19 protein-coding genes are annotated in these 23,985 nt (G+C 68.2%); 8 read left to right on the top strand and 11 right to left on the bottom strand.

From position 1 onward, the window contains the following. Positions 1 to 40: 40 nt before the first annotated feature. From ACP69V_RS02690 to ACP69V_RS02675, 4 genes are all read right to left on the bottom strand, one after another. A complete protein-coding gene (locus tag ACP69V_RS02690; protein ID WP_426022519.1) occupies positions 41 to 727 on the bottom strand; it encodes a DUF2459 domain-containing protein in 687 nt (228 codons plus the stop codon). Further along, positions 724 to 1,287 carry a hypothetical protein gene (locus tag ACP69V_RS02685; protein ID WP_426022518.1) on the bottom strand — a complete coding sequence of 188 codons (564 nt, stop codon included), beginning with the start codon at positions 1,285 to 1,287 and terminating at the stop codon, positions 724 to 726. Before ACP69V_RS02685 ends, ACP69V_RS02690 begins: the two co-directional genes overlap by 4 nt. 55 nt (positions 1,288 to 1,342) lie before the next feature. Beyond that, on the bottom strand, positions 1,343 to 2,020 hold the full coding sequence (locus ACP69V_RS02680) for a LolA family protein (protein WP_426022517.1): 678 nt from the start codon (positions 2,018 to 2,020) through the stop codon (positions 1,343 to 1,345). Between the two features lie 337 nt (positions 2,021 to 2,357). Beyond that, positions 2,358 to 4,766 carry a DNA translocase FtsK 4TM domain-containing protein gene (locus ACP69V_RS02675; protein ID WP_426022516.1) on the bottom strand — a complete coding sequence of 803 codons (2,409 nt, stop codon included), beginning with the start codon at positions 4,764 to 4,766 and terminating at the stop codon, positions 2,358 to 2,360. Positions 4,767 to 5,064: 298 nt separating this feature from the next. Between ACP69V_RS02675 and ACP69V_RS02670 the strand changes: the two genes are divergently transcribed. Then, positions 5,065 to 6,333, top strand: coding sequence for a UbiH/UbiF/VisC/COQ6 family ubiquinone biosynthesis hydroxylase (locus ACP69V_RS02670; RefSeq protein ID WP_426022515.1), 1,269 nt, complete (start codon positions 5,065 to 5,067; stop codon positions 6,331 to 6,333). Positions 6,334 to 6,368: 35 nt separating this feature from the next. Here ACP69V_RS02670 and ACP69V_RS02665 read toward each other — a convergent pair whose 3' ends face one another. The 5 genes from ACP69V_RS02665 to dapF form a co-directional block, all read right to left on the bottom strand. Continuing rightward, on the bottom strand, positions 6,369 to 7,184 hold the full coding sequence (locus ACP69V_RS02665; RefSeq protein WP_426022514.1) for a SirB1 family protein: 816 nt from the start codon (positions 7,182 to 7,184) through the stop codon (positions 6,369 to 6,371). A gap of 12 nt (positions 7,185 to 7,196) precedes the next feature. Next, positions 7,197 to 7,610 (bottom strand): YraN family protein, encoded by a 414-nt coding sequence (locus tag ACP69V_RS02660; protein ID WP_426019370.1) that lies wholly within the window; start codon positions 7,608 to 7,610, stop codon positions 7,197 to 7,199. Then, positions 7,607 to 8,479: a 16S rRNA (cytidine(1402)-2'-O)-methyltransferase gene (gene rsmI, locus ACP69V_RS02655; RefSeq protein ID WP_426022513.1), complete on the bottom strand. Its 873-nt coding sequence runs from the start codon at positions 8,477 to 8,479 to the stop codon at positions 7,607 to 7,609. Before rsmI ends, ACP69V_RS02660 begins: the two co-directional genes overlap by 4 nt. Next, a complete protein-coding gene (locus tag ACP69V_RS02650; RefSeq protein ID WP_426022512.1) occupies positions 8,476 to 10,806 on the bottom strand; it encodes an NADP-dependent malic enzyme in 2,331 nt (776 codons plus the stop codon). The genes rsmI and ACP69V_RS02650 overlap by 4 nt, the downstream gene beginning before the upstream one ends. Before the next feature lie 209 nt (positions 10,807 to 11,015). Next, positions 11,016 to 11,846, bottom strand: coding sequence for a diaminopimelate epimerase (gene dapF / locus ACP69V_RS02645; protein ID WP_426022511.1), 831 nt, complete (start codon positions 11,844 to 11,846; stop codon positions 11,016 to 11,018). A 40-nt stretch (positions 11,847 to 11,886) separates the two neighbouring features. On the opposite strand from dapF, the gene ACP69V_RS02640 reads away from it, so the two are divergent. The 4 genes from ACP69V_RS02640 to ACP69V_RS02625 all read left to right on the top strand — a co-directional run bounded on the left by ACP69V_RS02640 (position 11,887) and on the right by ACP69V_RS02625 (position 18,211). Continuing rightward, complete coding sequence (locus ACP69V_RS02640) at positions 11,887 to 12,681, top strand: potassium channel family protein (protein WP_426022510.1); 795 nt, start codon at positions 11,887 to 11,889, stop codon at positions 12,679 to 12,681. Between the two features lie 96 nt (positions 12,682 to 12,777). Then, positions 12,778 to 14,952, top strand: a complete 2,175-nt coding sequence (locus tag ACP69V_RS02635) for a prolyl oligopeptidase family serine peptidase (RefSeq protein WP_426022509.1) — start codon at positions 12,778 to 12,780, stop codon at positions 14,950 to 14,952. 158 nt (positions 14,953 to 15,110) lie between these two features. Continuing rightward, complete coding sequence (locus ACP69V_RS02630) at positions 15,111 to 17,315, top strand: prolyl oligopeptidase family serine peptidase (protein ID WP_426022508.1); 2,205 nt, start codon at positions 15,111 to 15,113, stop codon at positions 17,313 to 17,315. Between the two features lie 140 nt (positions 17,316 to 17,455). Next, positions 17,456 to 18,211, top strand: coding sequence for a DUF1223 domain-containing protein (locus tag ACP69V_RS02625; RefSeq protein ID WP_426022507.1), 756 nt, complete (start codon positions 17,456 to 17,458; stop codon positions 18,209 to 18,211). On the opposite strand, the gene ACP69V_RS02620 is transcribed toward ACP69V_RS02625, so the two are convergent. Together ACP69V_RS02620 and glpK are read right to left on the bottom strand one after the other, a co-directional pair. Then, positions 18,208 to 19,299, bottom strand: coding sequence for a phosphotransferase family protein (locus ACP69V_RS02620; protein ID WP_426022506.1), 1,092 nt, complete (start codon positions 19,297 to 19,299; stop codon positions 18,208 to 18,210). The two genes, ACP69V_RS02625 and ACP69V_RS02620, sit on opposite strands and share 4 nt — an antisense overlap. A 47-nt stretch (positions 19,300 to 19,346) precedes the next feature. Continuing rightward, on the bottom strand, positions 19,347 to 20,876 hold the full coding sequence (gene glpK / locus ACP69V_RS02615) for a glycerol kinase GlpK (protein ID WP_426022505.1): 1,530 nt from the start codon (positions 20,874 to 20,876) through the stop codon (positions 19,347 to 19,349). A 57-nt stretch (positions 20,877 to 20,933) separates the two neighbouring features. On the opposite strand from glpK, the gene ACP69V_RS02610 reads away from it, so the two are divergent. The 3 genes from ACP69V_RS02610 to ACP69V_RS02600 all read left to right on the top strand — a co-directional run bounded on the left by ACP69V_RS02610 (position 20,934) and on the right by ACP69V_RS02600 (position 23,855). Further along, entirely contained in the window at positions 20,934 to 21,914 is a 981-nt protein-coding gene (locus ACP69V_RS02610; protein ID WP_426022504.1) for a threonine ammonia-lyase, read from the top strand. A gap of 62 nt (positions 21,915 to 21,976) precedes the next feature. Beyond that, complete coding sequence (locus ACP69V_RS02605; protein ID WP_426022503.1) at positions 21,977 to 22,432, top strand: MaoC family dehydratase; 456 nt, start codon at positions 21,977 to 21,979, stop codon at positions 22,430 to 22,432. 265 nt (positions 22,433 to 22,697) lie between these two features. Then, the gene (locus ACP69V_RS02600; protein ID WP_426024024.1) at positions 22,698 to 23,855 is read left to right on the top strand and encodes an outer membrane beta-barrel protein; all 1,158 of its coding nucleotides are present in this window, start codon (positions 22,698 to 22,700) and stop codon (positions 23,853 to 23,855) included. The last annotated feature ends 130 nt before the right edge of the window (positions 23,856 to 23,985 follow it).

Raw genomic sequence — 23,985 nt, 5'->3', positions numbered from 1 at the left:
CGGGGCTCGGACCCGGCCGGATAAGCGAAAGTCGGGCGGTCTAGTCTCGCGACGGGCTCCTGTCCAGTTTTCGCTCCCGTTCTGCCGCCCGCACCGACCGCATCACCTCGGCCGAGGTGATCGACTGGACCGGGCGGACAGGAACCCCGCCGGCGTTCAGCACGTCCGCCGTCCAGTGGTTGCACAGATGCAGGATGGAGAAGGTCTCGCGACTGGCGAAGAAGCGCGCATCGTCGCCGGGACGCGCCGTGGCGATGCGAGGCGCGCCGTCCGACAGGTCCAGCGACGCCTCCACGCGCGCGGCCAGGCGGTGGAACCGGGCCTGCGTCAGGGTCAGGGCTGCGCTGTCCTCGCCATAGCTGATACGCGGATCGGCAGTCACGGGATCCAGCATGACGACGGAAGGATTGCCGGGCCGCAAGAAGGCGCGGGCGCCGTCAGGCAGCCGATCGGCGATCGGGCTGCGGTCCACATAGAACCGCGCATCGCCCCAGCCGATCAGGATCCAGTCGCCGGGCGCCAGCCCCGCGACGGCGCGCGCCAGAGGGCCGCCGCGTCGCACCAGCGCCTCGCGCGGCACGGCCAGATCGGTGTGGAACCCATTGTCGAGCACCTCAACGACAAGGGTGTCCGGGGCGCCGGTTGGGGTCGCATCGCCCGGTTTCGTCCAGGTCAGAAGCGCCGCGACCGCCCCGAACAGGGCGGCCAGCAACAGCCCTCGCATCATCGGCTCAGGTCCAGAACCGCGCACAGCCGATCGTCGGGCGTCAGGGCGCCGGGCGGCGGCCCCTGTCGGACCGGCATCATGACGAAGCCGTCGCGCCTCACCGCCAGCGCCAGCCAGCCTACGGGATGTCCGGCGCACAATCGGGTGTCCTCGTCGGATGTCACGCGACGGATTTCGATCTGCGCCTCTGGCGGCACGGTCATGGCGTCTGCGAAGATGGAGGATGCGCTGGCCGATTGGTCCGCCTGCACAAGCCGATGTGGCGCGGATGTCATGCGACCGCCTGTGTTCGTCGTGAGGGCGCCACCGTTCACTTCCAGCGCCAGCGTCGATCCCGCCGTGGCGTAGCGCCCGGCCAGGACCGCTTCGCCGATCTCGACCTGACCGGAAACGGGTCGGGGCGCGGGTGCGCCGGATGGCGCGCCAGACGGTTCGATCACCCGATGCAGCGCGGGCTCGACCACGACTGCGCCCAGCATGAATAGAGCGAACGCGCCCAGCCCGACCGCCGCGATCCATTTCAGCGATGGGGCGCCGGATGGCGGGGCGGTCGCGCTCATGCGGCCAGTCTAGGGGAACAGGGGTTGAGGAATGGTCACCCGCCCCCCAGGCCTTTTAGTTTCGGCCGGGGCGACGCGTCGGGTCGCTCAGCTGGAACAGTCGCGCCGAAAGGTTCGACGCCGGTTGCAGCGACGTCAGCTGGGTGCGGGTGCGCGCCCCTTGCGGATCGGTGATGGTCCATTCCTGCAGGCGCATCGGATTGCCCGCAAAGGCCAGGATCACCTGACCGTCGTTCGGACGGCCGGAATCGCGCGCCGTGATGGCGAAGGCGCCGGACGCCATCCGCGTCACGCGCTCGATGCGGACGCCTTGGTCCAGCCGGACGTTGCGCGCCAGGAAGGTGGACAGGGGCGTACGGCCCAGCGGCACCTGCTGGAAGGTGTTGAGGCGGGGATCGTAGCGTTTGACGTTATAGCCGTCCGACACCACCAGCAGCCCGGCCGGGTTGGTGTATTCGAACCGCATCTTGCCGGGACGCTGCAGATAGAACCGCCCCTGACGGCTCTGGCCGTTGGGGCCCGTCTCGGTAAACGTGCCTTGCGCCGAGGTCAGGGCCTGCAGATAGCCTTGCGCCTGCTGAACTACCACGCGGTCGGCCGCCGACAGGTTGGATTGAGCCTGCGCGGCGTCGAACACGCCCAGCGCGGCGATCCCGGTCAGAAGTCCTGCGCCCAGCAGCAGGCTGCGGCGCTGAAGGTCGGTCGGAGCGATGGCGAGCGTCTTGGAGGTCATGAAGTCCGTCTCCCGTTCGGGATGGTTGTCGATCCTGCCGTCTTGCCCGGTCGGCTTGGCGTCGGAATGACGCGAGCCTGACCATATTCCGGCGCTGCGATGAAGCCCTGTTCATCGAAATGCTGAAGCTTGGGAGAGATAGCGGGGTGGAGAACGGACATTGGGGAGGACGGTTGCATGGCGTCTCCTCCCCATCTCGATGGGGAGGGGGACCGCGAAGCGGTGGAGGGGTTCTTGAAGTCCCACAGGCACCTGTGATGGTTCGCAGAACCCCTCCGTCACGGCGCGAAGCCGCGCCGCGCCACCTCCCCGCAAAGCAGGGAGGAGACGGGTGTTCTCACACCATCGGCGGCGGGCCGGCCAGGACATCGCGCTTGCCGGCGTGGTTGGCGGGGCTGACCACGCCTTCCTGCTCCATCCGCTCGATCAGGGAGGCGGCGCGGTTGTAGCCGATCTGGAGCCGGCGCTGGACGTAGCTGGTGGAGGCCTTGCGGTCTCGGGTGACCACGGCGACCGCGCGGTCATAGAGGTCGTCGCCAGATCCGCCGCCGCCGCCTTCATCCACAGCGCCGTCCGCGTCGCCGTCCGGCTCGTCGGTGATCAGGTCCAGATAGTCGGGCTCGGCCTGGGCCTTCAGGTGCTTGCAGACGTCTTCGACCTCCTTGTCGTCGACGAACGGGCCGTGCAGGCGGGTGATGCGCCCGCCGCCGGCCATATAGAGCATGTCGCCCTGGCCCAGCAGCTGTTCGCCGCCCTGCTCGCCCAGGATGGTGCGGCTGTCGATCTTGGACGTGACCTGGAAGGAAATCCGGGTCGGGAAGTTTGCCTTGATGGTGCCGGTGATGACGTCGACCGACGGGCGTTGCGTCGCCATGATTAGGTGGATGCCGGCGGCGCGGGCCATCTGGGCCAGGCGCTGCACGGCGCCCTCGACGTCCTTGCCGGCGACCAGCATAAGGTCGGCCATCTCGTCCATGACCACGACCAGGAAGGGCAGGGGCTCGGGCCGGATCTTTTCGGACTCATAGACCGGACGGCCCTGGTCGTCGAAACCGGTCTGGACCGTGCGTTCGAAATGCTCGCCCTTGGCCTGGGCCTCGCGGGCGCGTTCGTTGTAGCTGGCGATATTGCGCACGCCCAGTTTGGACATGCGGCGATAGCGATCCTCCATCTCGCGCACCGTCCATTTCAGGGCCACGACGGCCTTCTTGGGATCGGTGACGACCGGGGCCAGCAGGTGCGGGATGCCGTCATAGACCGACAGCTCCAGCATCTTGGGGTCGATCATGATGAAGCGGCATTCGGCCGGGCTGTGGCGATACAGGATCGACAGGATCATGGCGTTGACCCCGACCGACTTGCCCGAGCCGGTGGTGCCCGCGATCAAGAGGTGGGGCATGCGCGCCAGGTCGGCGACATAGGGCTCGCCGCCGATGGTCTCGCCCAGGGCCAGGGGCAGCAGGTGCCCCTTCTTGTCATATTCGGCGCTGGACAGCAGGTCGCGCAGATAGACGGTCTCGCGCTTGGCGTTGGGCAGTTCGATGCCGATGGCGTTGCGCCCCTGGACCACCGAAATCCGGCAGGCGCGGGCCGACATCGACCGCGCGATGTCGTCGGCCAAGGCCACCACGCGGCCGTGTTTCACGCCGGGCGCGGGGACCAGTTCGTACAGGGTGACGACCGGGCCGGGGCGGATCTGATCGATCACGCCGCGCACGCCGAACTCCTGCAAGACGCCTTCCAGCATCTTGGCGTTCTGCTTCAGCGAATCCTCGTCGACCGCACCCACGCGCTGGGGGGGCTTGGTCAGTATGCCCAGCGGCGGCAGGTCGAAATCGCCCTCGGGCCGCACGAAGTCGAACGCCTGCTGGTCCACGTCGTCCTTGCGGGCCTTGGGCGCCTTGACCGCGGCGACGCGCGGCTCGACAGGGCGAGCGGCCGACGGGCGCGGCGCGGGCTGGACGGCGTCGTCCTCCCAAGGCGGCAGGTCGTCATAGGCGGTCTGCGGCGCATCTGCGGGCGCGGCTTGCAAAGCCTCCTCCGGCGGGGGCGCGGCGCGGGGCGTGCGGGCCTTGGCCGGCGCCTTTTCGCGAGCAGGCTGGGCCGCAGGGCGAGGAGCGGCGGCCGGGCGCAGAGACTTGCCCCAATGCAGGGCGTCGATGAAGTCCATGGCGCGCAGGCCGATGGCGAAACCGACCAGCCACAGCCCGGCGATCAGGAAGATGACGCCGGCGATGATCCGCCCGCCAGGAATATGCAAAGCGCCGATCCCGCGCGCCGCCAGGCCCGTGACCGCATCGCCCCACAGACCGCCGAGACCGGCCGCCAACGGCCAGGCGGCGGGCGCGGCCAGAGCGGCTAAGGCGCTGGAAAGCAACAGCACCCCGCCGGTCGCGGCGAAGGCTTTCAGCGGCGAGGGCTTCAGGCGCTGCTGGATCGCATCGCCCACGGCGCGCGCCAGGCCGAAGGCGACCAGCAACAGGGCGGCGGGCCAGGCGGCGAGGCCCAGCGACTGCATGAACAGATCGGCGAACAGGGCGCCGTTCGCCCCCAGCCAGTTGGTGGTCGGCAGGCTGGAGGCCGCATTCAGGCTGGCGTCCGCCGGATTCCACGACACCAGGGCGACCAGCAGCAAGGTCGCAAGCAAGGCCTGAAGCACACCCCTGAACCGCACCACAAAGGGCGCGTCCCACAGGATGCGGGCGCTGATCCAGGCCTGACGGCTGATGGCGAGGGCGGTGGACATGAAAGGCGTGACCTTCCGGGCGGCTGACGTTCGGCCGCCCTTGTCGCACCCTCAGGGTTAAGAGCGCATTTACCAGCTTGGCCTTGGGACGGCGTTTGTCTCCTCCCCGCGAAGCGGGGAGGGGGACCGCGAAGCGGCGGAGGGGTTCTTGAAGCCCCACAGACATCTGCGATGCGGCAAAGAACCCCTCCGTCACGACGCGAAGCCGCGCCGCGCCAGCTCCCCATGAAATGGGGAGGAGACTGTGTGGGCGTTTCGCCCTCTGGACCTTTGGCGTCTGCGGCGCGACAAGCCTGTCATGGCCGACACCGAACGTTACGACATCGTCATCGCCGGCGCGGGGCTGACCGGGGCGGCGTTCGCCCTGGCGGCGGCGCAGGGCGGGTTGAAGGTCGTCATGGTCGACCCCCAGCCGTTCAGCGCCCAGATGGCGCCGACGTTCGACGGGCGTTCGACGGCCGTGGCCTTTTCCACCTTCCGCATGCTGGACGCCCTGGGTCTGGGAGAGACCTTGCGTCCCCACGCCTGCCGGATGGACCACATTCTGGTGACGGATGGTCGTCGGCCGGGCGCCGCCAGCCGCAAGGCTTCGCCGGCTTTCCTGCGCTTCGACGCCGACGAGATCGGCGGTCGCACCGGGGGCGAGCCGCTGGGATACATGGTGGAGAACCGTCGCATCCGCGTGGCGCTTGCCGAGGCCGTGACGCGCGCGGGGATCGAGGTGCGGGCGCCAGCGACCGTCGCCAGGGTCGAGACCGATGTGGGCAAGGCGACCGTGACCCTGGCGGACGGATCGACGCTGATCGCCCCGCTGGTCGTCGGCGCCGAGGGCCGGGGCTCGACCGTGCGCCGCGCCGCCGGGATCGAGACCGTCGGCTGGGGCTATGGCCAGAGCGGGGTGGTGGCCACGGTCCGGCTGGGCCGCGACCACGGCAATGTCGCCCACGAATATTTCCTGCCCAGCGGCCCCTTCGCTATCCTGCCCCTGACGGATCAGCGCGCCAGCCTGGTCTGGACCGAGACGACGCGGCGGGGCGAGGCCCTGCGCGACGCGTCGGATGAGGCCTTCCACGCCCATCTGATGCGCCGGTTCGGCGAGTTTCTGGCCACGCCTGAGCAATCAAGCGCGACGGTCGAGGGGCCGCGCTTCGTCTATCCGCTGGCGCTCAGCCTGGCCGAGAAACTGGTCGCCCCGCGCATCGCTCTGATCGGAGATGCGGCGCACGGGGTTCACCCCGTCGCGGGCCAGGGGCTGAATATGGGGCTGAAGGACGCCGCCGCCCTGGCCGAGGTGCTGGCCGAGGCTGCGCGCCTGGGCGAAGACCTGGGCGCCGAGACGGTGCTGGAACGCTACGCCCGTTGGCGGCGGTTCGACAATGCGGCCCTGGCGGCGGGCTTCGACGCCTTCGTGCGGCTGTTTTCCAACGACATCGCGCCGGTGCGTCTGGCGCGCGACCTGGGCATGGCGGCGGTCAACCGGATCGGGCCGTTGCGCCGGGCCTTCATGCAGGAGGCCGGCGGCGCGACGGGCGACCTGCCTCGGCTGCTGCGCGGCGAGGCCGTCTGAGCGCCTCTCCCTCCCCGTCCGGGGAGGGAGAGGTATCAATTCAACTGCATCCGCACGCGTTCGAACGTCGTGAACCGCCGCGCCTCCTCGACCCCGTCCAGACCGTGGGCGCGGGACAGGGCCTGTAACGAGCCGGCCAGCGCCCCCTGTTTCTCGCGCGCCGAGGCGACGTCGAGCCAGGGCCGGTGGTCTTCGGGGTCCAGCAGGGCGCGGCGCAGGGCCGAGCGTTCTGCGGCCTCATAGTCCCGGCCCCGAATGGCGCGGCTGAACAGCACGTTCTGCAGCCGGATCAACGACTGTCGATCCGTCACCGGCGCCATAAGGATATCCAGCCGATCCGCGACGTGCGGCATCAGCCCAGCACGCAGGGCGCGGCGGGTCAGTTCGCTGGGCAGGATGAGCCGGCCCTGGCTAAACGGGTCCAGGGCCACCGGCCCTTCCGGCGTCTCGACACGGATCATGAAATGGCCAGGGAAGTCCACGCCCGCCGCCGTGATCCCCGCCTCCCGCGCCGCATGCAGATAGAAGACGGCCAGGGCGGCGGACAGGCCGCGCCGCCGCTCGGCCACCGCGATGATGTCGGTGTTTCCGGGATGATCGAAATGGATCAGGTCGCCGTTCAGCCGAAGGTCCGCGCACAGGGTCTCGGACAGGGCCTCGTCGGGGCCTTCGCCGCCGATCCGTTCCTTCAGCCGCGCGCAGGCGTTGCGGGCGAGGGCGCGCACAGGCTCGGCATCGCGCAAGGGCTGGTCGTGGATGGCGCAGGCGATCGCAGCCTCCAGCAGGGGGAAGGCGTCGTCCTCGGCCTGACCGGCCGCGGTCAGGATGGCCTCGGCCTCCTCGCGCGTCATGCGATCCCCTCGTCAGCGCCTTTCGACGCCGCGAAGATGACGTGGAACGCGCCAGGGAGCCAGCGCCACCATATCAATTCTCAAATCAAGACGTTGCAGGCCCGGCCGATTGCGCCGGATCGCCTCGCCTGCTGCGATCAGCCGGTCGTGCTGGTCGGGTTTCAGCGCCAGCATCGCCGCCTCCATCGTGGCGCGGCGCTTGACCTCGACCACGGCCAGCACACGCCCGCGACAGACCAGAAGGTCGATCTCGCCAGCCCGGCTCTTGAGCCGAAAGCCCAGCACCCGATAGCCGCGCAGCATCAGCCAAAGCGCCGCGATCCATTCGGCGGCGTGACCGGCCTTGAACGCCGCCCCGCCCTTCGCCTGACGCCAGGCCGCCTTGGGGCGACGGACCGGCGCGGGCCGAGGCAGACGCGGGTTCACTTGCCCTTCAGCTCCAGCGCGCGGCGATAGAGGGTCTTGCGGTTCAGCCCCAGGGCCTTGGCGACCTCCGAGGCGGCGTCGCCGGTCGACAGGGTCTGCAGGGCGTCGATCAGGGCGGCGTCCGCATCGGCTTCGGTCGCCTGGGCCTCTTCGCCGGGGCCGACGACCACGACGATCTCGCCCTTGGGACCGTCCAGGCGCGGATCGACCGACAGCTTGTCCAGCGTCCCGCGCACGCACTCTTCATAGAGTTTGGTCAGTTCGCGGGCGACGGCGGCGGGGCGCGGACCCAACACGGCGGCCATGTCGGTCAGGCTGTCCTTCAGGCGCGGCCCGCTTTCGAAGAAGACCAAGGTCTGGCGCTGGCCCTTCAGGCCTTCCAGCGCGGCGGTGCGACCCGCCGTCTTGGGCGGCAGGAAGCCGGCGAACAGCACCCGGTCGGCGGGCAGGCCGGCGATGCACAGGGCCGCCAGCAGGCTGGACGGGCCGGGGATGGGGTGGACGGGCAAGCCCTCGGCGATCACCGCGCGGGCGACGACGAAGCCGGGATCGCTGACCAGGGGCGTGCCCGCGTCCGACACCAGGGCCACGACCTGACCGTCGCGCAGGCGTTCGATGGCCTGTTCGGCGGCGCGCCCGGACGCATGGTCGTCGCAGCGTTCCAGCTTCGCCTTCAGCCCATAGGCCGACAGCAGTTTGGCGGTGACGCGGGTGTCCTCGGCCAGCACCAGGTCGGCGGCGGCCAGTACGTCCAGCGCCCTCAGCGTCATGTCGCGCAGGTTCCCGATCGGGGTGGCGACCAGATACAGGCCCGACTCCACCCGCCGGGGCGGCGGGGCGGCGGGTGGAAAGGGCGAAAGTTCGCTCAACGCTCGACTACGGCCGCCGGCGGGCGCGGCGCCGAGGTCAGACCCGACCCCTGAAAGGCGGGACCGGCGTCATAGGCGGCGAAGGTGGCGGCGGTGATGATCTCCGAAACGGAGGCGCCCAGGGACACGATCTGCACCGGCTTCTCCAGACCGACCAGCAGCGGGCCGATCACGGTCGCGCCGCCCAGGGCCTGGACCAGTTTGGTCGAGATGGCGGCCGAATGGATGGCGGGCATGACCAGGATATTGGCGGGCTTGGTCAGGCGGTTGAAGGCGTAGGCCGAGTGACCCTTGGGATCCAGGGCGACTTCGGGCGGCATTTCGCCCTCGTATTCGAAATCGACGCCCTTCTTGTCCAGGATGCGGATCGCCTCGCGCACCTTTTCGGCGCGGTCGCCGGGCGGGTTGCCGAAGGTGGAATAGGACAGGAAGGCCACGCGCGGATTGCGGCCCAGCCTGCGCACCGTCTCGGCCGCCTTGACGGCGATGTCGGCCAGTTCCTCGGCGTTGGGCAGTTCGTGGATGGTGGTGTCGGCGACGAACAGGGTCCGGCCCTTGGCCAGCAGGATCGACAGGCCGATCAGGGTGTCCTCGACGTCCAGCACGCGCTGGACCTCCTTCAGCGCCATGTTGAAGTTGCGGGTCACGCCCGCGACCATGGCGTCGGCCCGGCCCTTGGCGACCAGGGTGGCGGCGAAATAGTTGCGGTCCTGGTTGATCATCCGCTGCACGTCGCGGCGCAGATAGCCCCGGCGCTGCAGCTTTTCGTACAGCCAGTCGGTGTCCTCGACATTGTGGTCCGAGACGCGGGCGTTGATGATCTCGATGCCCAGGTCGTCGAAGTTCAGACCCGCCTCGGCGGCGTTCTGACGGATCAGATCTTCGCGCCCGACCAGAAGCGGCGTGCCCAGGTCGGCCTGTTTGAAGCCCCAGGCGGCGCGGATGACGGCGGGTTCTTCGCCCTCGGCGAAGACGACGCGCTTGTTGGGCCCGCCGCGCACGGCCGAGCTGATCTTCTGCATCAGGGCGGCGGAGGGATCGACGCGCGAGCGCAGGGCGTTGCGATAGGCGTCCATGTCCTCGATCTGGACGCGCGCCACGCCGGTATCCATCGCCGCCTGGGCGATGAAGGGCGGGATGTACCAGATCAGGCGCGGATCGAACGGCGTCGGAATGATGTAGTCCGGTCCGAACTTCAGCTTGCGCCCGCGATAGGCGGCGGCGACCTCGTCCGGCACGTCCTCGCGCGCCAGGGCGGCCAGGGCCTGGGCGCAGGCGATCTTCATCTCGTGGTTCACGCGCCGCGCGCGCACGTCCAGCGCACCGCGGAACAGATAGGGGAAGGCCAGGACGTTGTTGACCTGGTTGACATAGTCCGAGCGGCCTGTGGCGATGATGGCGTCCGAACGCACCGACTGGACGTCTTCGGGCGTGATCTCGGGATCGGGGTTGGCCATGGCGAAGATGATCGGATTGGGGGCCATGGAGGCCACCATCTCCTTGGTGATCGCGCCCTTGGCGGACAGGCCCAGCACGACGTCGGCGCCGACCATGGCCTCGGCCAAAGTGCGCAGCGGCGTGTCGGTCGCATGGGCGGCCTTCCACTGGTCCATGCCGTGTTCGCGGCCCTGATAGACGACGCCGTCGCGGTCGCAGATGACGGTGTTCTCGGCCTTGACGCCCGCGGCCTTCATCAGGGCGATGGACGACAGGCCCGCCGCCCCGGCGCCCGCCAGCACCACCTTGACCTCGTCCAGCTTCTTGCCGGCGACATGGCAGGCGTTGATCAGGCCGGCGGTGGAGATTATGGCCGTGCCGTGCTGGTCGTCATGGAAGACGGGGATGTCCAGCAGATCCTGAAGCTCGCTTTCGATGACGAAACATTCCGGGGACTTGATGTCCTCCAGATTGATGCCGCCCCAGGTGTCGCCGATGTTCTTGACGACCGTGATGAACTCGTCCGGATCGGTGGTCTTCACCTCGACGTCGAAGCTGTCGACGTCGGCGAACCGCTTAAACAGGACCGACTTGCCTTCCATCACCGGCTTGGAGGCCATGTGGCCCAGATTGCCCAGGCCCAGGATGGCCGTGCCGTTCGAGATCACGGCGACCAGATTGCCCTTCGAGGTGTAGTCGTAGGCCTTGTCCGCATCGGCGGCGATGGCCAGAACCGGCACGGCTACGCCCGGCGAATAGGCCAGCGACAGGTCGCGCTGGGTCGCCATCGGCTTGGTCGGCGCCATGGAGATCTTGCCCGGCGTCGGGATGCGGTGGAAATCCAGGGCTTCTTGGTCGGAGAAGGTCTGTTTTTCGGTTTGATCGGGCATGACTTTGGGCGTTTCCGGGCGCGTCGTTTCTGATTGGCTCGTCTGTTCCTAAAGCGGCGGACGGTAAGGGACAACCGCAGACGGGCTATCGCGCCTTATCCCACAGTTTCGGGACGCGAAGGCCGTCAAACCCGCAGCGGTCGCCGGCTGTGTGCGAAAAAGGTGACCCGACGGAACAGGCGTGTGCGGTTTTCCGCAAACGGCCTGTTTCAGATCGACAGCACGCCTGTGCGCTCGATTTCGACAGGCCCCGTCATCAGCACATGATCGGTCTGCGCATCCCAGTCGATGACCATCTCGCCGCCGTCCACGACCACGGTCGCCTTGCGGTCCGTCAGGCCGCGCCGGGCCGTGGCGACCAGGGCGGCGCAGGCGCCGGTGCCGCAGGCCTTCGTCAGGCCGGCCCCGCGCTCCCAGACCCGCAGGCGGATGTGGTCGCGGTCCAGCACATTGGCGAAACCGACATTGACCCCTTGCGGGAACAGCGGGTGATGCTCGATCAGCGAGCCTGATCCGGTGACGAACCCATCATCCTGACGGTCGGTGAAGAAGACCACGTGCGGATTGCCCATGGAGACGGCGCCGGGCGTGTGCAGGATCGGCGCGTCGATCGGCCCGACCTGAAGCTCGATCCCGCGCGTGTCCATCTCCTCGGCCAGCGGCACCTGGGTCCAGTCCAGGCGAGGCTTGCCCATGTCCACAGTCACGCGGTGGTCGCCGGCGCGGGTCGCGGTGGTCGGGCCGCCCGCCGTATCGATGACGACGCGATCCGAGCCGTTCGCCTGCATCAACAGCCAGCCGACGCAGCGCAGGGCGTTGCCGCAGGTCTCGACCATCGATCCGTCGGCATTCCACACCCGCATGAAGGCGTCGGCCGTCGCGGAGGGTTCGATGGCGATCAGCTGGTCGAACCCTTCGCCCGTTTTACGGTCGCCCAGCGCGCGAATTTGCTCCTCGGTGGGAGCGAACGGCTGTTCCAGCGCATTGACGACGACGAAGTCATTGCCGGCGCCGTTCATCTTGACGAAAGGACGGGTCATGCAGGCCATATAGGCGCATCCCTGCGTCCCGGAAACCAGCGTGTCCCATACCGAAACCGACCCCAAGGACGACGGCCTGCGGCTGAAGGCGCGGCTGCGTTATCTCTATCACGGCAGCCAGCCGGCGGCGGTGAAGTTCCGACTGATGGTGATCGCGGTGGACTTCGCCATCATCGCCTTCTTCCTGGCCTCGCCGATCCTGAAGAATATGGGCTGGGCCTTCTATGCTCTGGACTATCTGGTGGCGGCGCTGCTGGCGGCCGACCTTGCGGCGCGGGCCTATGCCTATTCGGACATCAGGGACTGGCTGAAGCGGCCGATCGTCTGGCTGGACCTGTTCATTCTGGCCACCTTGCTATTCCCGATCTGGCTGTTCAACCTGGGCTTCCTGCGGATGCTGCGCCTGTGGACCCTGCTAAACTCGGACTTCTTCTGGCGCACCATCGGCGCCCGGTTCGACGACACGCGGGTCGAGGGGATCGTGCGAGCCCTGTCCAGCCTGGTCACCTTCGTCTTCGTCACGACGGGCTTCGTCTATGCAACCTTCCTGGGGCATGACGGGATCGCGGGCTATATCGACGCCCTGTATTTCACTGTGGCGACCCTGACGACGACCGGGTTCGGCGACGTGACCCTGCCCGGATCGCTGGGCAAGCTGTTGTCCATCGCCATCATGCTGGTGGGCATCACCCTGTTCCTGCGTCTGGCCCAGGCCCTGATCAAGCCGCACAAGGTCCGCTATCCGTGCGAGCGTTGCGGCCTGCAAACGCACGACCCTGACGCCGTCCACTGCAAGGCCTGCGGCAACCTGCTTTGCATTCCCGACGAAGGCTGAGCCAAAAAGGGCGGTGTGACAAAACGGTAAGGTCCCTCGACTTGCCGCGCGGGAAGGCGCCGCTAAGGTGCCGGCTTCGTTTTCCGGGGACTGTCCATGATCCGCTCTTCCGCCGTCGCGCTCGCGGCCCTTCTCGCCTCCACCAGCCTGACTTCGGTATCCATGGCCCAGACTCCTTCAGCTTCTCCCGCCCCCGCTTCCGGCGCCTTCGCGACCAGCGACGCGACCGATCCCTATCTGTGGCTGGAAGAGGTTGAGGGCGAGCGGGCGATGGAATGGGTCAAGGCCCACAACGACCGCACCTTCGCCGTTCTGCAGGGCGATGCGCGCTACGAGCCGCTGCATCAGCAGGCGCTGGAGATCGTCCAGGCCCAGGACCGCATCCCCTCGCCCGGCTTCACCCACGACGGCCATATCGACAACTTCTGGCAGGACGCCCAGCACGTGCGCGGCGTCTGGCGCCGGACCACGCTGGACAGCTATCGCACTGCGACGCCGGAATGGCAGACCATCCTGGACATCGACGCCCTGGCGGCGGCCGAGGGCCAGAACTGGGTCTACAAGGGCGCGACCTGCCTGGCGCCCGAGGAACGCTATTGCCTGCTTAGCCTGTCGAACGGCGGCAAGGACGCGGTGACCCTGCGCGAGTTCGACAGCGTCGAGCGCAAGTTCGTCGAGGGCGGCATCGTCCTGCCGGAGTCCAAGGGCGGCGCGTCGTGGATCGACAAGGACACCCTGTTGATCTCGCGCGACTTCGGTCCCGGCACCCTGACCGACTCGGGCTATCCGATGGTGGTCAAGCGCCTGAAGCGCGGCCAGGGCCTGGATCAGGCCGAGACCCTGTTCACGGGCAAGCCCACGGACGTCTCGGTGTCCGGCTATACGCTGCGCGACGCCGACGGGGTGGTGAAGGCGACGCTGATCAACCGTTCGGTGGACTTCTATTCGTCCGAGACCTGGCGGCTGGGCGACGACGGCGCCCTGACCCAGCTTCAGCTGCCGGCCAAGTCCGACATCACCGGCCTGGTGGACGGCCGCCTGCTTGTGTCGTTGAAACAGGACTGGACCGCGCCGTCGGGTCAGGATTTCAAGACCGGCGACCTGATCGCCTGGCCGCTGGAGGCCTGGCTGGCCGATCAGGCGACCCCGGCCCAGGTGGTGCTGCGCCCGACCGAGCGTCAGGCGATCGAGGGCGTCAACGTCACGCGCAACCGGCTGGTCGTGGCCCTGTACGACAATGTGCGCGGCTCTGTGCGCGTTTACACCCCTGGTGAAGGCGAGTGGGCGCACACGACCCTGGACCTGCCGCAGAACGTCTCGGTCGGCATCGGCTCGGCGTCGGAGAAGGACGACAAGGTCTTCGTCAGCGTCACCGGCTATCTGAACCCGTCCAGCCTGTGGCTGGCCGATGCGGCGACCGGCGCGGTGGATCAGGTCAAGTCCATGCCGGCCAAGTTCGACGCCGCCGGCATGACGGTGGACCAGCACGAGGCCCGCTCGGCCGACGGGACCATGATCCCTTATTTCGTGGTCCATAAGGCGGACATGCCGCTGGACGGCTCGAACCCGACCTTGCTGTATGGCTATGGCGGGTTCGAAAGCTCGCTGCTGCCTGGCTATTCGGCGACGGTCGGCAAGCTGTGGCTGGAGCGCGGCGGGGTCTATGTCATCGCCAATACGCGCGGCGGCGGCGAGTTCGGCCCCCGCTGGCACGAGGCGGCCCTGCAGCAGAACCGTCAGCGCGCGCACGAGGACTTCCAGGCCGTGGCCCTGGACCTGACCCAGCGCAACATCACCAGCCAGCCCAAGCTGGGCATCATGGGCGGCTCGCAGGGCGGCCTGTTCATGGGGGCGATGCTGACCCAGCGGCCGGACCTTATCAACGCCGCCGTCATCCAGGTGCCCCTGTTCGACATGCTGCGCTTCCACAAGCTGCTCGCCGGCGCCTCGTGGATCGGCGAATACGGCAACCCGGACATCCCCGAGCAGCGCGCCTGGATCGAGCAATATTCGCCCTATCAGAACCTGCGCGCCGGCCAGCCCTATCCGGAAGTCTTCATCCACACCTCGACAAAGGACGACCGCGTCCATCCGGGCCATGCCCGCAAGGCGGCGGCGCGGCTTGAGGAACTGGGCTATCCGGTGCTGTTCTACGAGAACGTCGACGGCGGCCATGCGGCCGGGGCGAACCTGCGCGAGACCGCGCGTCGCCTGGCGCTGGAATACACCTATCTGTCGCGCCGCCTGATGGACACGCCGGCGCAGGAATAGAACTCAATCCTCCCCCGTGAGCGCTTGCGAACGGGGGAGGGGGACCACGAAGTGGTGGAGGGGGCGACCCCATGCACCACGCCTGGTTCCGCCCCCTCCACCGCCTGCGGCGGTCCCCCTCCCCCGATGGGGGAGGATCAGATTTGCGGAGTTTTCGAATGCGTCACCTGATCCTGTCCGCCGCCATTCCGGCGCTTCTGATGGGGGCCTGCGCGAGCACCCGGAACATGGACGAGTATTTCGCACCGACGACTGTCACTTCGGAGACGGCCCCGCCCCACTTCCCTCGTGACCTGACCCCCGCCGGCGTCGCAGCCGCCGACGATCACCTGGCGCTGGAACAGGTGGATGGGGCGCAGGCCATGGCCTTCGTCGCCGAGGAGAACCGCAAGTCCCTCGCCGTCCTGACCGGCGACCCGCGCTACGAGACCTTCCGGGCGGAAGCCGAAGCCATCCTGACCGCAACCGATCGCATCCCCACGCCCAGCTTCCTGGGCGACGGGGTCGGCAACTTCTGGCAGGACGCAGCCAATCCCAAGGGCGTCTGGCGCCGCACGACGCTGGACAGCTACCGCACCGCCACGCCCCAGTGGGAGACCCTGCTCGACATCGACGCCCTGTCCAAGGCCGAGGGCAAGGACTGGGTGTTCAAGGGCGCCGACTGCCTGGCGCCCGACGAGACCCGCTGCCTGATCAACCTGTCCGACGGCGGCAAGGATGCGGTGGTCGTGCGCGAGTTCGACCTGACCACCAAACGCTTCGTGGACGGCGGGTTCAACCTGCCCGAGGGCAAGCACCGCATCGAATGGCTGGACCGCGACACGCTCCTGGTCGCCACCGATTTCGGCGCGGGCACCATGACCGAGTCCGGCTATCCCTTCATCGTCAAGACGTTGAAGCGCGGCCAGACCCTGGCCCAGGCGACCGAGGTCTATCGCGGCGAACAGGGCGACGGCGGCTATGGCGTCAGCCCCGCCGTCTATCGTGACAAGGACGGCAAGGTCACGGCGGTGATCATCAGCCGCCCGCTGGACACCTTCCGGTCGGAGACGTGGGGCCTGAGCCATGACGGCAAGGCGCAGAAGCTGAACCTGCCGGAGCGCGTGGGGATCTCGGGCGTGATCGACGGCCGCCTGGTCTTTTCGCCGGATCAGGCCTGGAGTTTCGACGGTCAGGACTACGCCGCCGGCGCCTTGCTGGCCCTGCCGCTGGCGGTGCTGGGCGAAACGCGCCTGGATATCCATATCGGACGCGACAGCGCTGTGGTCTTCCAGCCGACCGCGCGTCAGGCTCTGCAGGGCGTCGCCGTCCTGTCCGACGCCATCGTGGCGGCCGTCACCGACAATGTGGCTGGGCGACTGATGCAGTTCCGTCCCGCCGCCCAAGGGTGGACGGCTTCGTCCATCACGGTCCCCGACAACCTCGCCGTCGGCCTGGGCGACTCATCCAAGGCGCGCGGCGAGGTCTTCGTCTCGACCCAGGGCTTCCTGGTTCCGCCGACCCTAAGCCTGGCCGATGCGGATGCGGCGACCCTGACCACGCTCAAGTCTGCGCCGGCCAAGTTCGATGCGTCGCGCGACGTGACCGAACAGTATGAGGCCACATCGACCGACGGGACCAAGATTCCCTATTTCATCACCCGCCCGCGCGATATGAAGCTGGACGGGTCGAACCCGACCATCATGTTGGGCTACGGCGGTTTCCAGGTCAGCCTGAACCCGGCCTACAAGCCCGAGATGGGCAAGCTGTGGTTGGAGCGCGGCGGCGTCTTCGTCCAGGCCAATATCCGCGGCGGCGGCGAGTTCGGCCCCGACTGGCACCAGGCGGCGCTGGACGGAAACCGTCAGAAGGCTTTCGACGACTTCGCCGCCGTGGCGCGCGACCTGGAACAGAGGGGCGTCACCAGCCCGCGTCGCCTGGGCATCTACGGCCGCTCGAACGGCGGCGTTCTGACCAGCGTGTCGATCACCCAGCACCCGGAACTGTTCAATGCGGCGGTGATCGAGAGCCCTCTGGTGGACATGCTGCGCTATCACGAGCTGCCGGCCGGCGCCTCGTGGATCGGCGAATACGGCGACCCGCGCATCCCCGAAGAAGCCGAGTGGATCGCGAAATATTCAGCATATCAGCAACTGCGGCCCGACGTGACCTATCCGCGCGTCTATCTGACCACCAACACGCGGGACGACCGGGTTCACCCCGGCCATGCGCGCAAGTTCGCCGCCCGCCTCGGCGACCAGGGCCACGACCATCTCTATTACGAGGACACGGCCGGCGGTCACTCCAACGACGCCGATCCGGTCGCCAACGCCCGCCGCTGGGCGCGTCACTATGTCTATCTGTCGCAACAACTGATGGATTGAGGGCTTTTCTTTTGACTACCGCGCTTGGCGCTGCTTGAGGCCGTCCTTGTTTGGGCTATCGCGCTCCGCGCGCGGCTTGAGCCCGTGGGTCACGCGATTATGAGGCGCGGCGGTGGGTCGCGGGGACTAAGAACGACGGCATGAACACCAAGGGCTGGATCATCGCGGGCACGGTCATGGCGGGCGCCCTGCTGTCCGTCGCCTCGGCGGCCCAGCCGGCTGCCGGCCGTCCGCCGCTCGCGCCGCGTCACGCCACAGCCGAGGGGCCGCCGGTGGTGGTCGAACTGTTCACCGCTCAGGGCTGCGGCGGCTGTGTCGAGGCCAATGCGGCGGTCGAGAAGGCGGCGGCCCAGCCTGGCGTCATCGCCCTGACCTATGGCGTGGACTACTGGGACTATCTCGGCTGGACCGACACCTTCGCCCGGCCCGAGTTCGTTCAGCGTCAGCGCGCCTATCGCGCCGCTTTGCGCCAACGTGGCGTCTCGACGCCCCAGGTGGTGATCGACGGCCGTCGTCAGGTCTCGGGCGCCCGCAGCTTTGAGCTTGAAACCGCCATCGATCAGGAGGCCGTTCGCCAGGTCTGGCCGCCTCAGATCGAGTTCCGCGAGAGTGGAAACGGCGTCGGCGTCGGCTCCGGCCGCGCGCCCGTCGGCGGCGCCGAGGTGGTGGCGGTGACCTATACGCCCGGCCCCCAGGTGGTCGAGGTTCGCCAGGGCGAAAATCGCGGCCAGTCGATGCGGCACGTGAACGTCGTGCGCGGCGTGACCCGCCTGGGCGAATGGCGCGGCCGCCCCATGTTCTACACCCTGCCGCCTGCCCGCCCTGGCGAGGCGGTGGCGGTGCTGGTGCAAGGCAAGACCGACAAACGCATCCTGGGCGCCGCCGTCAGGGACTAGGCGCCGGCCTTCTTAGCGAAACCCCAGGCCGCGTCGCTCAGCGGGCCCACCTGGGCGGCCATGGTTTTGGCGTGGGCGCTGGCGGCAGTGCCGTCGCGGACGCGGCCGGCGATGCCCTGGCAGATGGCCGCCAGGCGGAACAGGTTGTAGGCGTAGAGCCAGTCCAGATTGGCGGGCCGCATGCCCGTCGCGGCGGCGTAGCGTTCGACCGTCTCCTCGACGGACGGGATGCCCAGGGCCTCCAGATCCGCGCCGGCGAGGCCGTTGCGCAGGCTGGCCGGAATGGCCCAGGCGATCAGCAGATAGGAGAAGTCGGCCATCGGATCCCCCAGGGTCGAAAGCTCCCAGTCCAGCACGGCGCGGACCTGGGCTTGGTCCGGCGCCAGGATCATGTTGTCGAGGCGGAAGTCGCCGTGGACGATCCGGCTTGGTCCCTCGGGCGGCAGGCTGTCGGGCAGGAAGGCGATCAGCCGGTCCATGGCGGCGACGGGTTCGGTCTCCGAGGCGCGATACTGTTTGGTCCAGCGGCCGACTTGCCGCGCGAAATAGTTGCCGGCCTTGCCGTAGTCGCCAAGGCCGATGTCGGCGGGGTCGAAGGCGTGCAGACGGGCCAGGGTGTCCGTCTGGGCCTCGTAGACGGCGCGGCGTTCGGCAGGCGTCAGGCCGGGCAGTTTCAGGTCCCAGAAGATCCGGCCCTCGACCTTGTCCATCACATAGAAGATCGAGCCGATCACGGCCTCGTCCAGGCACAGGGCGTGGGGCTTAGCGACCGGGAAGCCTTGGTCGGCGAGGGCGGAAATGACCTGAAACTCGCGATCCACGGCATGGGCGCTGGGCAAGAGCACGCCGGGCGGCTTGCGACGCAACACATAGTTCTTGGCGGGCGTCGTCAGTTCGTAGGTCGGGTTCGACTGGCCCCCCTTGAACTGACGCACCGTCAGCGGGCCGGCGTAGCCCGCGACGTGGGCGGTCATCCAAGCGTCGAGAGCCGTCTCGTCCAGCCGATAGCGGGGATCGACCTCGCGCGTGCCGGAAAAGGCGGTCTGGGCGTCCAGAGTGGGGGCGTCGAGTGAAGAGGCGTCGGTCATGGGCGGCCCAGTCAGGTCTTTTGGGGTTTCCTTGCGCCGCCCGCGTCTTACGCCCGGTCCGGCGCGGCGATGATGGCGGCCTTCACCGCGCGACGCCAGCCGGAAAGCAGACGCTCGCGTTCCTCGGTCTTCATGCGCGGCTTCCAGCAGGCCGGAGCCTCGGCGGGGCGGGCCTCCAGATCGGGCAGCAGGCCGACGCCCAGGGCCGCCAGACGCGCGGCGCCCAGGGCGGTCATCTCCTGGAAGGCCGGGCGTTCGACCTCGACCTCGCAGATGTCGGCGACGAACTGCATGGCGAAACTGTTGGCGGTGACGCCGCCGTCCACCTTCAGCGTCTTCAGCGGCGGGGCGCCGTCCTGGGCCAGGGCGTCAAGCAGGTCCCGCGTCTGATAGGCCAGGGCTTCCAGCGCGGCGCGGACGAAATGGGCCGGGCCGGAATCCCGCGTCAGCCCGACGACGCTCCCGCGCGCCTCCGGCTCCCACCACGGCGCGCCCAGGCCGGTGAAGCCGGGCACCATATAGACCCCGCCATTGTCGGGCAGGCCTTGCGCCATCGCTTCGGACTGGCGCGATTCCGAGATCAGTCCGACCCCGTCCCTCAGCCACTGGATCGCCGATCCGGCCGAGAAGATCGAACCCTCCAGCGCATAGGCGGTCTCGCCGTCTGCCCGGTATCCCAGCGTGCCCAGCAGACGCCGGGTCGAAGCCACCGGCTCGGCGCCGACATTGGCGACCAGAAAGGCGCCGGTGCCATAGGTGATCTTGGCGTCGCCGGCCTTCAGTGCGCCGTGTCCGACCAGAGCCGCCTGCTGATCGCCCGCCGAACCGGCGATGGGCAGGGCGCGGCCGAACAGCGCCGGGTCGCTCTCTCCGATCACCCCCGCGCAAGGAACGATGGTGGGCAGGGCCTCGCGCGGCACGCCGAACAGGGCGCACAGGTCGTCGCGCCATTCGACCGTCTTCAGGTCCATCAGGGCGGTGCGCGACGCATTGGTGGCGTCGGTGGCGTGAGCCCGGCCGCCGGTCAGTTTCCAGATCAGCCACGCGTCGATGGTGCCCAGCTTGACCTCGCCTTTGGCCGCCCGCTCGCGCGATCCCGGCACGGCGTCCAGCAGCCAGGCGAACTTGGTCGCCGAGAAATAAGGGTCGAGGATCAGGCCGGTCGCCGCCTGGACCATGGGCTCATGACCCTCGGCGGTCAGGCGGGCGGTGACGTCGGCGGTGCGGCGATCCTGCCAGACGATGGCGCGGTGCAGGGGCTCGCCGGTCGATGCATCCCAGATCACCGCCGTCTCGCGCTGGTTGGTGATGCCGATGGCGGCGAACCGGGCGACCCCCCCCGCCTTGCGCACGACCTCGCGGCAGGTCTGGAGGGTGGCGGACCAGATCTCGGCCGCGTCGTGCTCGACCCAGCCCGATTTGGGAAAGTGCTGGGCCAGCTCGATCTGGCTGACCGCGATCGGACGCAGATCCTGACGCCTTTCGCCTACCGCGCTTCGCGCTGCTTGAGGGGCGACCTCGAAGGCGATGGCGCGGGTCGAGGTCGTACCCTGGTCGATGGCGAGTATGAGGCTCAAGACGTTTCTCCCTTGGACGCCTTACGCGGCGCTCGGACCTTGGGTTAAGGGGAGCATATGACGACGCACCTGCCCAGCTATGAAGGCGTCCTCGACGCCGCCCGCCAGATCGACGGCGTCGCCGTCCGCACGCCGCTGCTTGAAAGCCCTGCCCTGAACGCCGTCGTCGGTGGTCGGGTTCTGATGAAGGCGGAAAACCTGCAGCGCGCCGGCGCCTTCAAGTTCCGCGGCGCCTATAACCGCATCAGCCGGCTGACGGAGGATGAGAAGACGCGCGGCGTCGTCGCCTTCTCGTCAGGCAACCATGCGCAGGGCGTGGCCGCCGCCGCCGCCATGGTCGGCACGCCGGCGATCATCGTCATGCCCTCGGATTCGCCCCAGGTGAAGGTCGAGGGCGTCATCGGCTTCGGCGGCGAGGTCCGGCTGTACGATCGCTGGACCGAAAGCCGCGAAGAGATCGGCGCCGCCATCGCCGCTGAGCGTGGCTCGCTCCTGGTTCCGCCGTTCGACGATGCCTTCATCATCGAGGGGCAGGGAACGGCCGCGCTGGAAATGCTGGACCAGACCGATACGCCGTTCGACCAACTGCTGTGCGGCGCCTCGGGCGGCGGGCTGATGGCCGGGATCAATCTGGTCATGGCCGAACGCAGCCCTTCGACACGGGTGTTCGTCGTCGAACCCGAGGCCTTCGACGACACGGCGCGGTCGCTGACGGCGGGCGACCGTGTCGGGCATCCGCAAGGCGCGCCGTCGATCTGCGACGCCCTGATGTCGCCCATGCCGGGCGTCCTGACCTGGCCGATCAACCGGCGACTGGCCGGTGCGATCACCGTGTCGGACGCCGAGGTGGCCGAGGCGATGCGCTTCGCCTTCCGCCATCTGAAGCTTGTCATCGAGCCCGGCGGCGCGGTGTCGCTGGCCGCCCTTCTGGCTGGAAAGATCGCCACGGAAGGACTGACGACGGCGATCATCCTGTCGGGGGGCAATGTCGATCCGACCCTGTACGCCGAGATCATCGAAGGTCGGTTTGGCGGCTGAAGGGCTTTCCTTCACCGCGCCGGTCGGCCAACCTCGCCTCAAAGCAATAGAGGAGTGACGCCATGACCAGGGCCAGCGAACTTCAAGGACTGATCGGCCAGGAGGTGGGCCTGTCGAAATGGTTCGACGTGACCCAGGCCCGGATCGACGCCTTCGCCGATTGCACCGAAGATCATCAGTTCATCCACGTCGATCCCGAAGCCGCCAAGGCCACGCCGTTCGGCGGAACCATCGCTCACGGCTTCCTGACGCTGAGCTTGGCGTCCGCCATGAGCTATGGCGCGGTCGCGCCGCTGGACGGGGTGGTGATGGGCGTCAACTACGGCTTCGACAAGCTGAGGTTTCTGGCGCCGGTTCCGGCGGGGTCGCGCATTCGCGGACGCTTCAAACTTCTGTCCGCCGAAGACAGGGGCGGCGGACGCTGGCTGTTGAAGCATGAGCTGATCGTCGAGATCGAAGGCGGCGATAAACCGGCCCTGATCGCCGAATGGCTGGCGATGCAAGTCGTGACGGCTTGATCGGTCGGTAGACGACTTGGCGTCGAATGCCCGGAAAGGTTGGCTGAGGCGTCTTTTCGAGATTGTGACGTCCTCTGGGTCGGAAGTTAACCAAAGGTGGACGAGATGATAAATTCACCTGTAACATCAACGCCACGGTAGACTGCCCAGAGCCTGGGCTTGTCACGTTTCCGCCTCGACCTTCTAAAGCAAGGCTGGTAAGACCCGCTTAGGCGGTAGACCCGCCCCCTACTTAACAGAGGCGGAGGGATATCCCCCTATGCGTATGAAGACTTTCGTGCTGGCGTCCAGCGCAGCGGCCGCCCTGGCCCTGTCGGCTGGTGCTGCGTCGGCAGAACCCAACGGCTGGTACGGCGCCATCGACGCCGGTTACCACATGATCGACGACATCAACGCCGAGTCGTCGACCACGGGCGCCAACTGGAACTATGAAGTGAACGACGGCTGGGCGGCTTTCGCTCGCCTCGGCTACCGCTTCAACCCCAACTGGCGCGTGGAACTCGAAGGCGGCTACCGCTCGGGCGACATCGGCACGGTTCGCGCCGTTTCGGGCACGCAAGGCCTCTGCAACTTCGCTCCGGCGACGGGCCCTTGCTATTCGCCTGAAGGCGATATCGAATCCGCCACCCTGATGGCGAACGTCATCTATGACTTCGGTTACGAAGCTTGGGGCGTCCGTCCCTTCGTCGGCCTCGGCGCTGGTGTGAACCGGGTTTCGACCGACACTGTGGGCGCTCTTCGCGCAAACCGTTCGGCGTCCTTCACGGCCGACGACAGCTCGACCAAGTTCGCCGCTCAGGCGATCGCCGGTCTGGCCTGGGCCATTGGCGACCGCGCCAACATCGACCTGACCTACCGCTATCTGACGGGCGACGCTTCGTTCGCCTCGACGACGGCCGGCACGGGCGTCGGCGCTACGCAGTTCGGCGAATGGGACGGCGACTACGATCAGTCGCACACCGTGACCCTGGGCCTGCGCTACAGCTTCGGCGCGGAAGAAATGGCTCCTCCGCCGCCTCCCCCGCCGCCCCCGCCCCCGCCGCCTCCTCCGCCCCCGCCGCCGGCTCCGGTCGCTCCGCCGGCTCCGGTCGCTCGCCAGTTCGTCGTCTACTTCGACTGGGATCGCTCGGACCTGACCGCGGAAGCCCGCTCGGTCGTGACGCAGGCCGCCAACTACGCCAAGTCGGGTCGTCCGACGCGCGTCGTGATCGTCGGCTACACCGACACCTCGGGTTCGGCCGCCTATAACCTGGGTCTGTCCAACCGCCGTTCGCGCACCGTCGCGGACTCGCTGGTTGCTGCAGGCGTCAACGGCGGCGTCATCGCCCTCGACGGCAAGGGCGAAACAAACCTGGCCAAGCCGACCGCCGACGGTGTGCGTGAACCGCTCAACCGCCGCGCGACCATCGACATCAACTTCTAAGACCTCTGAGGGGTCGGCCCGGACTTATCTCCGGGTCGATCTTCGGATGTCGAAGTCGTCGAAAGACAGAACGCCGCTTCCGAAAGGAGGCGGCGTTTTTTCTGCGCCGTAGAAGTCTCCAGGATTACGG

The organism is Brevundimonas sp. PWP3-1b1, assembly GCF_049896065.1.
In the GTDB taxonomy this organism is placed as follows: Bacteria; Pseudomonadota; Alphaproteobacteria; order Caulobacterales; family Caulobacteraceae; genus Brevundimonas; species Brevundimonas intermedia_B.
The sequence above is the reverse complement of the archived record's forward strand: the minus strand, read 5'-3'. Positions and strand labels throughout refer to the sequence as shown.